The 15,237-nt window shown below is 69.1% G+C and carries 17 protein-coding genes; 14 read left to right on the forward strand and 3 right to left on the reverse strand.

All coding sequences use genetic code 11. From position 1 onward, the window contains the following. The first annotated feature begins 288 nt into the window (after positions 1-288). The 6 genes from MMF98_RS09225 (at position 289) to adk (ending at position 4,263) form a co-directional block, all read left to right on the forward strand. On the forward strand, positions 289-918 hold the full coding sequence (locus MMF98_RS09225) for a MotA/TolQ/ExbB proton channel family protein (protein ID WP_243305982.1): 630 nt from the start codon (positions 289-291) through the stop codon (positions 916-918). Between the two features lie 88 nt (positions 919-1,006). Then, entirely contained in the window at positions 1,007-1,435 is a 429-nt protein-coding gene (locus MMF98_RS09230) for an ExbD/TolR family protein (protein ID WP_243305983.1), read from the forward strand. A 3-nt stretch (positions 1,436-1,438) separates the two neighbouring features. Beyond that, the gene (gene lpxK, locus MMF98_RS09235) at positions 1,439-2,485 is read left to right on the forward strand and encodes a tetraacyldisaccharide 4'-kinase (protein WP_243305984.1); all 1,047 of its coding nucleotides are present in this window, start codon (positions 1,439-1,441) and stop codon (positions 2,483-2,485) included. Next, on the forward strand, positions 2,466-2,648 hold the full coding sequence (locus MMF98_RS09240; protein WP_243305985.1) for a Trm112 family protein: 183 nt from the start codon (positions 2,466-2,468) through the stop codon (positions 2,646-2,648). Before lpxK ends, MMF98_RS09240 begins: the two co-directional genes overlap by 20 nt. Then, the gene (gene kdsB, locus MMF98_RS09245) at positions 2,645-3,418 is read left to right on the forward strand and encodes a 3-deoxy-manno-octulosonate cytidylyltransferase (protein ID WP_243305986.1); all 774 of its coding nucleotides are present in this window, start codon (positions 2,645-2,647) and stop codon (positions 3,416-3,418) included. The genes MMF98_RS09240 and kdsB overlap by 4 nt, the downstream gene beginning before the upstream one ends. A gap of 188 nt (positions 3,419-3,606) precedes the next feature. Beyond that, complete coding sequence (gene adk, locus MMF98_RS09250) at positions 3,607-4,263, forward strand: adenylate kinase (RefSeq protein ID WP_243305987.1); 657 nt, start codon at positions 3,607-3,609, stop codon at positions 4,261-4,263. Positions 4,264-4,440: 177 nt separating this feature from the next. Here the strand turns inward: adk and MMF98_RS09255 are convergent, their stop codons facing one another. Next, the gene (locus MMF98_RS09255) at positions 4,441-5,376 is read right to left on the reverse strand and encodes an asparaginase (protein WP_243305988.1); all 936 of its coding nucleotides are present in this window, start codon (positions 5,374-5,376) and stop codon (positions 4,441-4,443) included. Positions 5,377-5,454: 78 nt separating this feature from the next. Between MMF98_RS09255 and lexA the strand changes: the two genes are divergently transcribed. The 3 genes from lexA (at position 5,455) to MMF98_RS09270 (ending at position 6,959) form a co-directional block, all read left to right on the forward strand. Continuing rightward, entirely contained in the window at positions 5,455-6,141 is a 687-nt protein-coding gene (gene lexA / locus MMF98_RS09260; protein WP_243305989.1) for a transcriptional repressor LexA, read from the forward strand. A 17-nt stretch (positions 6,142-6,158) separates the two neighbouring features. Further along, entirely contained in the window at positions 6,159-6,443 is a 285-nt protein-coding gene (locus MMF98_RS09265) for a helix-hairpin-helix domain-containing protein (protein ID WP_243305990.1), read from the forward strand. Positions 6,444-6,617: 174 nt separating this feature from the next. Further along, on the forward strand, positions 6,618-6,959 hold the full coding sequence (locus tag MMF98_RS09270; protein WP_243305991.1) for a hypothetical protein: 342 nt from the start codon (positions 6,618-6,620) through the stop codon (positions 6,957-6,959). 10 nt (positions 6,960-6,969) lie between these two features. Here MMF98_RS09270 and MMF98_RS09275 read toward each other — a convergent pair whose 3' ends face one another. Further along, on the reverse strand, positions 6,970-7,485 hold the full coding sequence (locus tag MMF98_RS09275) for a DUF1993 domain-containing protein (RefSeq protein WP_243305992.1): 516 nt from the start codon (positions 7,483-7,485) through the stop codon (positions 6,970-6,972). 91 nt (positions 7,486-7,576) lie between these two features. Between MMF98_RS09275 and MMF98_RS09280 the strand changes: the two genes are divergently transcribed. Together MMF98_RS09280 and MMF98_RS09285 are read left to right on the forward strand one after the other, a co-directional pair. Further along, entirely contained in the window at positions 7,577-8,584 is a 1,008-nt protein-coding gene (locus MMF98_RS09280; protein WP_243305993.1) for a D-2-hydroxyacid dehydrogenase family protein, read from the forward strand. 50 nt (positions 8,585-8,634) lie between these two features. Continuing rightward, entirely contained in the window at positions 8,635-9,822 is a 1,188-nt protein-coding gene (locus MMF98_RS09285) for an MFS transporter (protein ID WP_243305994.1), read from the forward strand. 20 nt (positions 9,823-9,842) lie between these two features. On the opposite strand, the gene MMF98_RS09290 is transcribed toward MMF98_RS09285, so the two are convergent. Next, positions 9,843-11,936, reverse strand: a complete 2,094-nt coding sequence (locus MMF98_RS09290; protein WP_243305995.1) for a type IV pilus assembly protein FimV — start codon at positions 11,934-11,936, stop codon at positions 9,843-9,845. Positions 11,937-12,066: 130 nt separating this feature from the next. Here MMF98_RS09290 and MMF98_RS09295 point away from each other — a divergent pair, with 130 nt between their 5' ends. The 3 genes from MMF98_RS09295 (at position 12,067) to MMF98_RS09305 (ending at position 15,228) form a co-directional block, all read left to right on the forward strand. Then, complete coding sequence (locus tag MMF98_RS09295; protein WP_243305996.1) at positions 12,067-13,587, forward strand: 3-hydroxyacyl-CoA dehydrogenase; 1,521 nt, start codon at positions 12,067-12,069, stop codon at positions 13,585-13,587. 16 nt (positions 13,588-13,603) lie between these two features. After that, positions 13,604-14,383: an oxepin-CoA hydrolase, alternative type gene (locus tag MMF98_RS09300; RefSeq protein ID WP_243305997.1), complete on the forward strand. Its 780-nt coding sequence runs from the start codon at positions 13,604-13,606 to the stop codon at positions 14,381-14,383. Between the two features lie 125 nt (positions 14,384-14,508). Next, positions 14,509-15,228 carry a Crp/Fnr family transcriptional regulator gene (locus MMF98_RS09305; RefSeq protein ID WP_243305998.1) on the forward strand — a complete coding sequence of 240 codons (720 nt, stop codon included), beginning with the start codon at positions 14,509-14,511 and terminating at the stop codon, positions 15,226-15,228. The last annotated feature ends 9 nt before the right edge of the window (positions 15,229-15,237 follow it).

Consider the following 15,237-nt stretch of genomic DNA (forward strand, 5'->3'; position numbering starts at 1 on the left):
TCCGGGGCCCATGGCGCCGGGGCGATCCGGGCCCAAAGCCGATTCCATGGTGCAAGCTGTTGATTTCATTCAGTTTTTCTCTGCTCAAAATGTCATCGATCTGTCACATCGACGCGCCGGCGCGGCTCGCGGGCTTGTCAAGCCCCACTTGCCCACAAAGTTATCCACAAGAACTGTGGGTCGCGCGGGGAGCGCCGAAGGTGCCGGGCGGCAGCGGCCGATTCATCCGGAACGGCCCGGTGGCTGGGCCATAATCACACCGCAATTCATCTGCGCGGAGAGTCCCCCTTGCTTTCGATCATACAAGCCGCAGGCTGGCCGATCTGGCCTCTCGTCGCCTGCTCCATCCTGGCTCTGGCCCTCATCATCGAGCGTTTCGTGAGCCTGAAAACCAACAAGATCGCCCCTCCGAAGCTGCTCGATGAAGCGCTCACGGTCTCGCGCACCGCCGTGCCCACGCCCGACGTGGTGACCCAGCTCGAACAGAACTCGGCGCTGGGCGAGGTGCTGGCCAGCGGCTTTCGCGCCCTCAACTCCAACCCGCGCTGCAGCGAAGCCGACCTGCGCGCCACCATGGAAGGCACGGGCCGCGCGGTGGCGCACCGGCTCGAGCGCTACCTCACGGCACTGGCCACCATCGCCTCGGCCGCGCCGCTGCTGGGCCTGCTGGGCACGGTGATCGGCATGATCGAGATCTTCGGCTCGCAGTCGCCGGCCGGCGGCGCCACGGGCGGCAACCCGGCGCAGCTCGCGCACGGCATCTCGGTGGCGCTGTACAACACGGCGTTCGGCCTGATCGTGGCGATTCCCTCGCTGATCTTCTGGCGCTACTTCCGCGCCCGCGTCGACGCCTACCTGCTGGCGCTGGAGCTGGCCTCCGAGCGCTTCGTGCGCCACCTCAACAGCCTGCGGAAATGAACACCCCCACGCTCTCCCACTTCGTGTGGATCGCTGCCCCCCGAGGGGGCCGCAGCCTCCTTGGGGCGGCCCGGCGGAGGCTGGCGCGATGAACTTCCGCCCGCGCCAGAAGGAAGAACCCGAGATCAACCTGATCCCGTTCATCGACGTGCTGCTGGTGGTGCTGATCTTCCTGATGCTGTCCACCACCTACAGCAAGTTCACCGAGATGCAGCTCAAGCTGCCGGTAGCCGACACCGACGCGCAGCGCGACTACGCGCGCGAGGTGATCGTCTCCGTCAGCAGCGACGGCCGCTACATGATCAACAAGGCCCCGGTGAACGGGCGCGGCGTCGAGACGCTGTCGCAGGCGCTGTCGGGCTCGGCCCGGGCCGGCAAGGACACCGTCGTCATCATCAGCGCCGACGCCAGCGCCGCGCACCAGGCGGTGATCACCGTCATGGAGGCCGCGCGCCGCGCCGGCCTGACCCAGATCACCTTCGCCAGCCAGTCGTCGGCGCAGGCCGGCGGCCGCTAGCCCATGCGCGACGCGCTGCAGGCGGCGTGGCTGCGGCGCGGCGGGCTGGCCTGGCTGCTGTGGCCGGTGTCCCTTTTGTTTGGTGCGCTGGCGGCGCTGCGGCGCGGCCTCTACCGCGCCGGCCTGCTTCGGATCGGGCGGGTGCCGGTGCCGGTGATCGTGGTCGGCAACGTGGTGGCCGGCGGCGCCGGCAAGACACCCCTGGTGATCGCGCTGGTGCGGCACCTGCACGAGCGCGGCTGGCAGCCCGGCGTGGTCTCGCGCGGCTATGGCCGCCGCAGCCAGGACTGCGTCGAGGTGCAGCCGAGCAGCCCGGTGGCCGAAACCGGCGACGAGCCGCTGCTGATCGCGCGCGCCGGCGCCGTGCCCGTGTTCGTGGCGCGCCGGCGGCTGGACGCCGCCCGCGCCCTGCTGGCGGCGCATCCGGCCACCGATGTGATCGTCTGCGACGACGGCCTGCAGCACCTGGCCCTGCACCGCGACATCGAGATCTGCATGTTCGACGACCGCGGCACCGGCAACGGCTTGCTGCTGCCCGCCGGGCCGCTGCGCGAGCCCTGGCCGCGCCGCGCCGCGCCGGCTCCGGCCCTGGTGCTGCACTCGGGCGCCCGGCCGGCCTTTGCCGGCTTCACGGCGCGCCGCGCGCTGGCGCCCGAGGCCGTGCGCGCCGACGGCAGCCGGCTGGCGCTGGCCGCGCTGCGCGGCCGGCCGCTGCTGGCGCTGGCCGCCGTCGCCCGGCCCGAGGCCTTCTTCGACATGCTGCGCGCGCAGGGCCTGCAGCTCGCGCGCACCCTCGCGCTGCCCGATCACTATGATTTTGATAGCTGGAAACGACCGCCCGACGAGGACCTTCCGCTGATCTGCACCGAAAAAGATGCCGTGAAGCTGTGGCGCACCGAGCCCGGGGCGCTGGCCGTGCCCCTTTACTTCGAGCCCGAGCCTGCGTTCCTGCAGGCGCTCGACCAACTGCTGCCCGAGGCGCCACGGGCGCGGCTATCATCGCCCGATGCATCTTCACGAGAACCCCTGAATGGACAGCAAACTCCTTGAACTGCTGGTCTGCCCCGTGACCAAGGGCCCGCTCGAATACCGCCGCGAGGCGCAGGAGCTGGTCTCGCGCAGCGCCCGCCTGGCCTACCCGGTGCGCGACGGCATTCCGATCCTGCTCGAAAACGAAGCCCGCACCCTGAGCGACGAGGAACTCGGACTGTGAGCGGCGCCGGCGCGCCCGCCGCCTTCACCGTCCTGATCCCGGCCCGGCTGGCCTCCAGCCGCCTGCCGAACAAGCCGCTGGCCGACCTCGGCGGCCTGCCCATGGTGGTGCGCGTGGCGCAGCGCGCGCAGCAGTCCGGCGCGCTGCGCGTGGTGGTGGCGGCCGACGACGCCGCCATCCTCGAAGCCTGCCGGCTGCACGGTATCGACGCCGTGCTGACCCGCACCGACCATCCCTCGGGCAGCGACCGCCTCGCCGAAGCCTGCGAGCGGCTGGGCTTGTCCGACGACGCCATCGTCGTCAACGTGCAGGGCGACGAGCCGCTGATCGAGCCCAGCCTCATCGGCGAGATGGCCCGCCTGCTGCAAGCGCGCCCCGAGGCCAGCATGAGCACGGCCGCGCATGCCATCGGCGACGCCGCCGAGTTCGCCAACCCGAACGTCGTCAAGGTGGTGCTCGACGCCACCGGCCTGGCGCTGTACTTCAGCCGCGCCCCGATCCCCTGGTGGCGCGACGGCTTCGCGCAGGGCCTCGGCGCCCTGCCCCCGGGCCCGCCGCCGCTGCGCCACATCGGCCTGTACGGCTACCGCGTGGGCTTTCTGCGCGAGTTTCCGCGGCTGGCGCAAGCGCCCCTCGAAATCACCGAGGCGCTGGAGCAGCTGCGGGCGCTCTGGCACGGCCACCGCATCGCGGTGCATGTCACGCCCCACGCGCCCGGCCCGGGGGTGGACACGCCCGAAGACCTGGAGCGCGTGCGCCGCCTGTTGTGAGCGCTCGCAGGACCGGACGGGCCTAGCGCTTTCCCGGGTTTGAGAGGCCCCGCCGCAGCCTGCGCTGTCAGCGGAGGTGAAGCTCACGCATGCTATCCTCGGCGGCAATAACGCGTGACGGCCTGATGACGGGATCCAGCCCCGGCGGCCCACAGCGCAGGCCGATTGCAAACCATCCGAGGATTTTCATGAGACTGATTTTGTTGGGCGCCCCCGGTGCCGGCAAGGGAACGCAAGCCGCGTTCATCTGCCAGAAGTACGGCATTCCCCAAATCTCCACCGGCGACATGCTGCGCGCCGCCGTCAAGGCCGGCACGCCGCTGGGCCTGCAGGCCAAGGCCGTGATGGATTCCGGTGCCCTGGTCAGCGACGACATCATCATCGGCCTCGTGAAGGAACGCATCGCCCAGCCCGACTGCGCCAACGGCTTCCTGTTCGACGGCTTTCCGCGCACCATCCCGCAGGCCGACGCGATGAAGGCCGCCGGCGTGAAGCTCGACTACGTGCTGGAGATCGACGTGCCGTTCGACGCCATCATCGAGCGCATGAGCGGGCGCCGCTCGCACCCGGCGTCGGGCCGCACCTACCACGTCAAGTTCAACCCGCCCAAGGCCGAGGGCCTGGACGACGTGACCGGCGAGCCGCTGATCCAGCGCGACGACGACAAGGAAGACACCGTCAAGAAGCGCCTGGAGGTTTACAGCGCCCAGACCCGCCCGCTGGTGGACTACTACAGCACCTGGGCCGCAGCCGAACCGGCCGCCGCGCCGCGCTACCGCGCCATCAGCGGCCTGGGCACGGTGGACGAGATCACCGCGCGCGCACTGCAGGCACTGGCGGGCTGAGCCCCCTCGAAGCGCCTACGGCGCCTCCCCCCAAGGGGGCGCCACCAGCGGCCCGGCAGAGCCGGTTCCGCGGTGGCCCTGGACTAGGCCGCGAGCCGTGCGACCCACCATGAAATCCACGCCCCGCCTGCCGGGGCGTTTTTCTTTCCGGGGCCGGCCCGGCAGCAACGAATCCCCTTAGCGCAGCAACCCCAGCAGCAGCGCCACGCGCGCCTTCACGGGCGACAGCCCCTGCGAATCGGCGATGGCGTCACCGGGCCTGGGCAGCACGCGCCCGTCGGCGCAGCGCGTGGCGCGCACCACCTTCACGCCGGCAGCCTGCGCGTCGAGCAAAGCGGTTTCGAGTTCATGGTGCAGGCTGCCGTTGCCGGTGCCCGCCGCCACCAGGCCCTGCACGCCGTCCTGCACCAGCGCCCGCACCACGGCGCCGCTGGCGCCGGCATAGTTCATGACGATTTCCACGCGCGGCCAGGTCGCCTCGTTCGCTATCTTTTCGATAGCATCTAATGACCACCCCGCCTGGACCTCTGGCCAATTTCGCGTCAAACGCACAGCGCCTTCCTCGACATAGCCGAGCGGCCCGCCCTCGCCCGAGCTGAAGGCATCGAGCCGGTAGGTGTGGGCCTTGCGAACCTCCAGCGCGCCGTGCACCACGCCCGCGCACACGGCCACCACGCCATGCGCGCCCGCCGTGCGCGCCACGGCTACGGCGTCCAGCAGGTTCTGCGGGCCATCCGGCGAGAGGGCCGTGGCCGGGCGCATGGCGCAGGCCAGCACCACGGGCTTGGCGGCCGCCAGCACCGATTGCAGGAAGTACGCGGTCTCCTCCAGCGTGTCGGTGCCATGCGTGATGACGATGCCCTGCACCTCGGGCTGGGCCAGCCAATGGGCGCAGCGCCGGGCCAGCGCGGCCCAGATGCCGAAATCCATGTCCTTGCTGTCGACCTGCGCCACCTGTTCGGTCAGCAGCGGCACGCCGCGCAGCGCCGGGAGGGCCGCCACCAGCTGCTCCACACCAACCTGCGCAGCGGTGTAGCCGATGTTGTCTCCCGCCGTCGCGGCCGTGCCGGCGATCGTGCCGCCGGTGCCCAGAACCACAATCTTTTGCGCCATCGCTTGCAAACTTTCAAAAACTGGTTAAAAATACAGTTACTGGATATTAAGACAGTGATGTGCCCCCAAGGAGCCGCCATGATCGACCTGCCGCAGTTTCCCGTCAAACTCACCGCCCGCCAGCAGCAGATTCTGGACCTGATCCAGAGCGCCATCGCCCGCACCGGCGCGCCGCCCACGCGGGCCGAGATCGCCGCCGAGCTCGGCTTCAAGTCTGCCAACGCCGCCGAGGAGCACCTGCAGGCGCTGGCGCGCAAGGGCGTGATCGAGCTGGTCAGCGGCACCTCGCGCGGCATCCGCCTCAAGAGCGACACGCTGCGCTCCATCAACGAGTCGCGCATCAAGCAGTTCTCCCTGCCGCTGCCCAGCCTGGCCCAGCTGGCCCTGCCCCTGGTGGGGCGGGTGGCCGCCGGCTCGCCCATTCTCGCGCAGGAGCATGTGGACCAGACCTACTACGTCGAAAGCAGCCTGTTCCAGCGCAGGCCCGACTACCTGCTCAAGGTGCGCGGCATGTCCATGCGCGACGCCGGCATCATGGATGGCGACCTGCTCGCCGTGCAGGCCGGCAAGGACGCCAAGAACGGCCAGATCGTGGTGGCGCGCCTGGGCGACGAAGTCACGGTCAAGCGCTTCAAGCGCAACAAGCACCTGATCGAGCTGCACGCCGAGAACCCCGACTACCAGACCATCATCGTCGAGCCCGGCGAGCCCTTCGAGATCGAAGGCCTGGCCGTCGGCCTGATCCGCAACACCATGCTGATGTAGGCGAGCGAGGCATTCCCATGAAGGCGGCAACGGCGCAGCAGGCCCAGGCCCTGGAGGACATCCCCAACATCGGCCGCGCGATCGCCAGCGATCTGCGGTTGATCGGCATCCACCAGCCGCAGCAGTTGCAAGGCCGGGATGCGCTGGCGCTGTACCGGTCGCTCAACCGCGCCACGCACCAGCGCCAAGATCCGTGCGTGCTCGACACCTTCATGGCTGCGGTCGACTTCATGAACGGTGCAGCGCCCGCGCCCTGGTGGCACTACACGGCGCAAAGAAAGAGCTTGTACAGGGATCTCTAGACAAGAAAATTTCCGCAGCGCCAGGTGGCGGGCGTATGGCAGTCACAGGCCATCACCCTGGCGCAGCGGCTGGTTCAGCAATCCTGCCTGTGTTCAACCTCTGTTTTTGACAATCCGCGAGACAGCGCCCGCCCTTGGCAAGGCCCTGCCCCGCACCGACTGGAAAGGTTTCACATGGGAATCGCATTGTTTGCCGTCAGCGGCCTCTTCTCTCCACTGCAGGCCCTGGCCCACTGGCTCATGCCGGGCGTGGCGCATCCGGCCCGCGCGGGACGCCGGCCCGGCCGGCGCGCCAGCCCGTCTGCTATCAAACCCATAGCAGACAATGACCGCTGCACCTGGACCTCCGCCCCCAAAGCATCCAATCTTCGGATTCACCGGCCGCTGCGCGTGGTGCGCGTGCTCGAAGCCGGCCGCCCGCCGGCGGATGCGGGCCGCATGGTGATCTCGGGCAGCATGGCCGATGTCTGCGCCGAGCTGGACCGGCTTGCCGCGCTCGAAGCCACGCGGCACTGACGCGGTACGCTCAGGCCTGGCTGCCCAGCAGGTAGTCGGTCTTGCCCAGCGCCACGCCGTTGTGCCTCAGGATGGCATAGGCCGTGGTCACATGGAAGAAGAAATTGGGCAGGACCCAATGCTTGAGGTAGGCCTCGCCCTTCATGGTGCGCGTCTTCTCACGGCCGACCGGGAAGGTGATCTCCTTGTCCTCCGTGCCATCGAGCCGCTCGGCGGGCACGCTCTCCAGGTAGGCCAGGGTTTTCTCGATGCGCGCCTTCAGTTCGGGCAAGGTGGCCTCGTTGTCCTCGAACTTCGGCGCCTCCACGCCCGACAGCCGCGCCACGCCGAGCTTGGGGCCGTCGCAGGCGATCAGCACCTGGCGCGTGAACGGCAGCATGTCGGGCGCCAGGCGGCACTGCAGCAGCACGGCAGCATCGAACTTCTTCGCCTCGGCATGGGCCTGCGCCTTGTCCAGGAAATGGCTAAGGTTGCCGAGCATGGATTTGAAAATCGGCAGGCTGGCCGACGACATGGAAATGGACATCTGAAACTCCGGTGTGAATTCTGTACGGATTGAAACCGCGGGGGCGGGCCATGCGCCGAAAAAACTGCATGTGCCAAGGCACAATGATGGCATGAACATTGTGATCCTCGACGACTACCAGGATGCGGTGCGCAAACTCGACTGCGCCGCCCGGCTCGACGCCTTCCCGGCCAAGGTCTACACCAACACGGTCAAGGGGATCGGCCAGCTCTCGGTGCGGCTGAAGGACGCCGACGTGATCGTCCTGATCCGCGAACGCACGCACATCACGCGCGCGCTGATCGAAAAACTGCCCCGGCTCAAGCTGATCGCGCAGACCGGCAAGGTCGGCCCCCATGTCGACGTGGCGGCCTGCAGCGAGCGCGGCATCGCGGTGGCCGAGGGCGTGGGCTCGCCGGTGGCGCCGGCTGAGCTGACCTGGGCCCTGATCATGGCGTCCGTGCGCCGCCTGCCCCAGTACATCGCGCACCTCAAGCATGGCGCCTGGCAGCAATCGGGCCTCAAGGCCGCCTCGATGCCGCCGAACTTCGGCCTCGGCACCGTGTTGCGCGGCAAGACGCTGGGCATCTGGGGCTACGGCAAGATCGGCCAGCTGGTGGCGTCCTACGGCCGCGCCTTCGGCATGCATGTGCGGGTCTGGGGCCGCGAGGCCTCGCGCGAGAAAGCCGCCGGCGACGGCTACCAGGCCGCCAGCAGCCGCGCGGCCTTCTTCGAGGAGTGCGACGTGCTGTCCGTGCACCTTCGGCTCAACGACGAGACGCGCGGCATCGTCACGCTGGAAGACCTGTCGCGCATGAAGCCCACGGCGCTGTTCGTGAACACCTCGCGCGCCGAACTGATCGAGACCGACGCCCTGATCGCGGGCCTCAACCGCGGCCGCCCGGGCCTGGCCGCCATCGACGTGTTCGAGAGCGAACCGATCCTGCAAGGCCACGCCCTGCTGCGGCTGGAGAACTGCATCTGCACGCCGCACATCGGCTATGTGGAGCAGGACAGCTACGAGCTGTATTTCAGCGCGGCTTTCGATAATGTGGTCAACTTCATCAAGGGAACGCCAACCAACATCGTCAATCCTGGGGCCTTGCAGGTTCGTCGTTGAGCGCAGCCAGTTCGGTTGCTGTATTTCTCATGCCAGCAACCGGAGATCCGATGGACACCACAGGCACGACTGCCCGACAACCGCCGCTGCCCGGCGTGCTCTGGGCGCTGCTGCTCGGCAACTTCGTCATCGGCACGGGCGTGATGGTCGTGCCCGGCACCCTCAATGAACTCAGCAGCTCGCTGAACGTCCCCGTGGCCACGGCCGGCCAGCTGATCTCGGCCGGCGCGCTGGTCATGTGCCTGGGCGCGCCGCTGCTGGCCGCCGTGGTGGCGGGCTGGGACCGCCGCCGCCTGCTGACGCTGTCGCTGCTCTGGTACGGCGTGCTGCATCTGCTGTGCGCGGCCATGCCGAGCTTCGGCACCCTGTTTCCGGTGCGCGTGCTGGCCGTCATCTCGCCGGCCATCTTCACGCCACAGGCCGCGGCCTGCGTCGGCCTGCTGGTGCCGCCGGCGCAGCGCGGGCGGGCCATCACCTTCGTCTTCCTCGGCTGGTCAGTGGCCTCGGTGCTGGGCTTGCCGCTGGCCGCCTGGATCGGCGGCAGCCTGGGCTGGCGCAGCGCCTTCGCGCTGGTCGGGCTGATGAGTTTTGCCAGCATGGCCTGGGTCTGGCGCGCCATGCCCGACGGCATCCGCCCACCCGCCCTGTCGGCGGCAGCCTGGCGCGAGACGCTGCGGTCGCGCGCGCTGATGCTGTGCGTGGCGGTCACCGTGCTGTACTCGGCCGGGCAGTTCGTGCTGTTCTCCTATTTCGCGCCCTACTACAAGGCCCGCCTCGATCTGTCGCCGCTCCAGCTGAGCCTGCTGTTCGCCTGGTTCGGCGTTTTCGGCTTCATCGGCAATGTCTGGATGTCGCGCAACATCGACCGGCTCGGCACCGCGCGCGCCGTGATGATCAGCATCGCCGGCATTGCGCTGAGCCTGCTGCTGTGGCCGCTCGGCACCAGCCTCCTGCTGGCTGCACTGGTGATGGTGCCCTGGGCGCTGGGCTGCTTCTCGTCCAACTCGGCCCAGCAGGCGCGCCTGGTCGGGCTGGCGCCCATGCTGGCCGCCGGGTCGATCGCGCTCAACACCTCGGCCATGTACGCAGGCCAGGCACTGGGTGCGGCCAGCGGCGGCTGGCTGATCGCCCATGGCCAGATGCACGTGCTGCACTGGGCCGGGCTGGGCGGTGTGCTGCTGGCCATGCTGCTGAGCTGGCGGGCTTCGCTGGCGTCGCCGCCCCTGCGGCAGGCCTGAAGGCCCTGCCCCTTGCGCCTCTAGCGCTTGCGCGGCTTCGGGGCGATTTCCTCTTCGGTGGAAGAGTCGAACAGGTCGAAATCGATCAGGTTGTCGTCCGGGACCGTGGGTGTGGGCTGGGTCGTGCGCAGCTCGGAGCCATGGCTGGGCGCGGAAGTGGTGGTGGAGAAATCCTCGCCCGGCTCGATGAAGGCCGATGGTGGGAGCTCTTCACTCAGCTCTTCGCTGAGGTCGATGTCCAGGCCCAGGCGAGGCGAAGGCTTGGGCAGCGGCACCAGGCCGGGCCAGGTGTCCGCCGCGCTCCTTTCCGCCGGCGGTGCGGTGGACAGGGGCTGGATCGCCGTGGCCGAGAAGGTCGGCCGCCCCGGCAGCGCGCCGTTGCCGGGCGGGTTCGAATTGAGGGAGTCCGACAGATCGCTGTCGACCGGCTCGCCGCGGCGGTCCACCACGTCCTTGGCGATCGTGTAGAGCAGCAGCAGCTCGCGGTAGGCCTCCAGGTCGAAGGCGTCGCCGTCGCCGCTGCCGGGCTTGCGGAAAATCGACTCCTCGATCACGTCCAGCACCCGCGCCGACGGCCACAGCGCCTCGATACGCGAGAGCGCGGCCTCGTAGGCCTCCAGGCCCCGGCTGTCGGCGCTGAAGGCCTCGAACGGCGGCACCTGCGCGTTGAACACGCGGTTGAAATCCTCGCGCAGGTGGTCGTATTCGGCCCGGCGCTCGAGCGAGTGGTAGATCTTGAACAGGTCCAGGTAGGCCAGCGCGCTGGTTTCCACGTTGTCGCTGATGTGGTTCTTCAGCACCTCGATGGCCTGGTCGTACTGCCCGAGGGACACGAAGAAGTCGGCCTGCTGCTGGATGTCGAACAGTTCCTCGGCCTTGACGGCGCGCCCGCTGCCGCCCGTGCTGCTCACGAAATCGGAGCCGATCACCGACGGCAGCACCGACACCGGGCCAGCCGCCGGCGCGATCGTCCGCGACTTGAGGCTTTCGAACATGGACTCGTCCACGCCCAGATCCACATCCACTTCGGTCAGCGGACGCGAAAAACCCGAATGCGCTGCCTCGGGCAGGTGGGCCGCCAGGTTCAACTCGTCGTCGGGCGCCTCGACGCGGTCGCGGCCATGCCACCAGTTCTGCCCCACGGTTTCGCCGCTGCGCTTCTGGCGCCACGCATAGCCGGCAGCTGCGATGGCTGCCAGCAGCAGCGCGATGAGGCCGTACACCAGCCCATTGGAATAGCGTTCGTCCTCGGCCTTCTGCAGCTTGGTGCGCAATTCGCCGAGGCTGGCCTGGTTCTTCACCGTCAGGTCGCGAAGCGATTTGACGTCCGTCTCCAGCCCCTGCAGGCGCTGCGCATCGCGCAGCAGGTCCTGCGGCTGGGCGTTGAGCGCGCGCCACAGGGCGGCCGCCTCGGCGCGCTGCTGTTCGTTGGCCGCCGGGGCCGACAGCATCTCGGTGGAGGACCGCAGGGTCGGGTCGCGCTCGACCAGCAGGTCGGCCCCCTCGAGCTTGAGGCGGGGTTTGCCGCCCGCCGCCTCGCGCGGCCGCTTGGGCGGCGCAGCAGCAGGCCCCTGCGGCGCCGGGCTGGCCGCGGCTGCGGTGTTGGTGCTCGCAGCGGCCCGGGCCTTGCGCCGTGCCTTGGCTGCGGCCTTGGGAACCGCCTCCTCGCCCACGGGCGCCCGCGCCACGGGATTCGCAGCGGGAACGGACGGCACCGCCGAGGCGGCCAATGACGGCTGCGGCATGGGCACAGTCACGGGAGGAGCAATGACCACCGGCGCAGCGGATGCCGGCGCGTCGCTGGACAGGTCGGCCAGCAGCACATAGCGGCGGGTGGTCTTCTGGGTGCAGCCGGCCCGCAGGTAGACCGTGACCACAGGCTCATCGACGATGGCCGAGGAACGGATGCGGACCAGGACGTCCTGCGGGCTGGCGCCCGGCTCGACCACGGTGCGGACCTTGCCGCCATCGATCCGGGTGTCGGCATGGAAAACGTCGGCGTCAAAGCACAGGGTCGACGGGTCTTCGCCGGATTCCAGCCGGACCGGCACGGTCAGATCGAGCGGGCGCCCGATCAGCGTGGCACCGCGCGCGCGCCCAAGAGACAGGGCCATGCTGCTGCACGCAGCAAGCAACAGAATTCCTCCGACAGCGGTACGGCGCAACTTCACAGCGAGCTTTTCATATGGTTACATTGAATTTTGACACAGGCCCCGGTTCATCCGCTACGTGATAATGCGCGGCATGAAAGTTGTTTACACCACGGTCGGCGTCGTGGGCGCCGGCGCCATGGGCCAGGGCATCGCCCAGATCGCAGCCCAGGCCGGCAGCACCGTCCGCCTGTTCGACACCCAGACCGCCGCCATCGCCCGGGCGCGCGAGGCAATCTTCGCACAATGGGACAGGCTGCGGGACAAAGGCAAGCTGGATGCCGCCCAGGCCGAGGCCTGCAAGGCCCGCTTGCTGACCGCCGACACGCTGGCATCGCTAGCCGATTGCGACCTCGTGGTGGAGGCCGTGGTGGAGCGGCTCGACGTCAAGAAAAGCCTGTTTGCCGAGCTGGAGGGCCTCGTCTCGCCCTTAGCGGTGCTGGCAACCAACACCTCGTCGCTCTCGGTCACCGCGATTGCCGCCGGCCTGAAGCGGCCGCAGCAGTTCGCGGGCTACCACTTCTTCAATCCGGTGCCGCTGATGAAGGTGGTCGAGGTCATCGCCGGCCTGAAGACCGCGCCGGCCGTCTGCGCCAACCTGGCCGACTATGCCCGCCAGATGGGCCACACGCCGGTGCAGGCCCAGGACACGCCGGGCTTCATCGTCAACCACGCCGGGCGCGGCTACGGCACCGAGGCCCTGCGCATCGTGAGCGAGGGCGTGGCCGATTTCGCCACCATCGACCGCATCCTGAAAGACCAGGCCGGCTTCAAGCTCGGCCCGTTCGAGCTCATGGACCTGACGGCGCTCGATGTCTCGCATCCGGTCATGGAGTCGATCTACCGCCAGTACTACGACGAGCCGCGCTACCGCCCCAGCACCATCACCGCGCAGCGCCTGGCCGGCGGCATGGTGGGCCGCAAGGCCGGTGAAGGCTTCTACCGCTACGCCGATGGCAAGGCCGAGCTGCCGGCTGAGCCCGCCGTGCCGCAGATGGCCGAGCTGCCGCCGGTGTGGGTATCGAGCCGCGCCACGCGGCGCGCCGAGCTGTACCAGCTGCTCAAGGACCTGGGCGCGCGCATCGAAACCGGCCAGTCGCCCTCGCCCGCCGCGCTCACGCTGGTCGCGCCGCTGGGCTTCGACGTGACCACGGTCGCCGTGGTCGAGCGGCTCGACCCGGCGCGCACGCTGGGCATCGACCTGCTGATCGAGGACAGCGCCACGAAGCGCCGCGTGCTGGCCACCAACCCGGCCACCCGCGCCGACATGCGCGACGCGGCCCATGCGCTGTTCGCGCGCGACGGCAAGCCGGTCAGCGTGATCCGCGACAGCGGCGGCTTCGTCACCCAGCGCGTGTTGGCCACCATCGTCAACATCGCGGCCGACATCTGCCAGCAGCGCATCTGCAGCCCGCGCGATCTCGAAACCGCCGTCACGCTGGGCCTGGGCTACCCGCTGGGCCCGCTGGCCCTGGGCGACCGCTGCGGCCCGACCAACGTGCTCGAAGTGCTGTTCAACATGCAGACCGTCTATGGCGATCCGCGCTATCGCCCCAGCCCCTGGCTGCGCCGGCGCGGCGCGATCGGGCTGAGCCTGCTGCACGAAGAAGATTGATCACAACCCACCCACCATGCCCGCCGAAATCAAAAGCACCAGCCATGGCCAGACCATGGTGCTCACGCTCAGCAACCCCGAGCACCGCAACGCGCTGGGGCCCGAGATGTACGCCGCCGGCGTGGAAGCGCTCAACGTGGCCGAAAGCAGCCCGGAGGTCCGCTCGGTGGTCATCGTGGGCCAGGGTTCGCTGTTCAGCGCAGGCGGCAACCTGCAGCGCCTGCTCGGCAACCGGCAGCAGCCGCCCGAGGTGCAGGCCCAGAGCATCGAAGGCCTGCACAACTGGATCGAGTCGATCCGCACCTTTCCGAAACCGGTGATCGCGGCGGTCGAGGGTGCGGCCGCCGGTGCCGGCTTCTCGCTGGCGCTGGCCTGCGACTTCATCGTGGCGGCGCACAACGCCGTGTTCGTGATGGCCTATAGCAACATCGCGCTCTCGCCCGACGGCGGCGCGAGCTGGAGCCTGTCGCACGCCCTGCCGCGCCAGCTCGTGACCGAGCTGCTGATGTGCGGCGAGCGCATCGGCGCGCAGCGGCTGCACCAGCTCGGCCTGGTCAACCTGCTGGCGGAGCCCGCGAGCGCGCTCACCGAGGCCCTGGCCCTGGCGGAGCGGCTCAATGCCCGCGCGCCCAATGTCCTGGCCAGCATCAAGGAACTGGTCGGCGACGCGGCGGACACCACGTTCAACCGCCAGCTCGCCGCCGAGCGCCAGCATTTCGTCAAGAACCTGCACCACGCCAATGCCGGCATCGGCATTGCCGCCTTCCTCGACAAGCAGACGCCGCGCTACGGCTGAAGCGCCGCCGCGCGCGGTGCGGCCCCCTCCACAGGCCCCGCAGACACTCAGGTGACAACCCTGGGGGTGGGGACTCGTCCCGCACGCGACAATGAGCCTGTCATCAGTCACCGAAAAGACAGGCCATGGACGACCCGATTCTTAACATTGAAGAACGTGAAGCGATCAATGCTGGTCGCTGGTTCTCATCCCTCTCACCCTCGCTGCGGCACGACATTCTCCGATGCGCCTACGTCAAACGCTACAAGGACGGCGAGCTGATCGCCGCCCGCGGCGATCCGCCCGAGGAATGGATCGCCTGCGCCAAGGGGGCGGTGCGGGTGAGCTCCACCTCGATCTCGGGCAAGCAGATCACGCTGACCTACGTGGAGCCCGGCATCTGGTTCGGCGACGTGTCGATCTTCGACGGCGACCGGCGCACTCACGATGCCTATGCGCATGGCGACAGCACCATCCTGTGCGTGGCCAAGGCCGATTTCCGCAAGATCCTCGCCACCCACGTCGAGCTGTACGAAGCCATGCTGCGCCTGCATGCGCGCCGCATCCGCCAGCTCTACGGCCTGGTGGAAGACCTCAACACCCTGCCCCTGCGCGCGCGCCTGGCCAAGCAGCTGCTGCACCTGGTGCGCAGCTACGGCGTGCCCAGCCTGTCGGACAGCCGCGAGATGCGCATCGGCCTGCAGCTGGCCCAGGAAGAACTGGCGCAGCTGCTGGGCGCCTCGCGCCAGCGCGTCAACCAGGAGCTCAAGGCCATGGAGCGCGAGGAAGCCATCCGCATCGAGCCGGGCGGCCTGCTGGTGCGCAACCGCGAGGCGCTGCTGCGCATCGCCGAATCGGACAACTGACCACAAGAA

This window comes from Variovorax terrae (assembly GCF_022809125.1).
Classification (GTDB): domain Bacteria; phylum Pseudomonadota; class Gammaproteobacteria; order Burkholderiales; family Burkholderiaceae_C; genus Variovorax_A; species Variovorax_A terrae.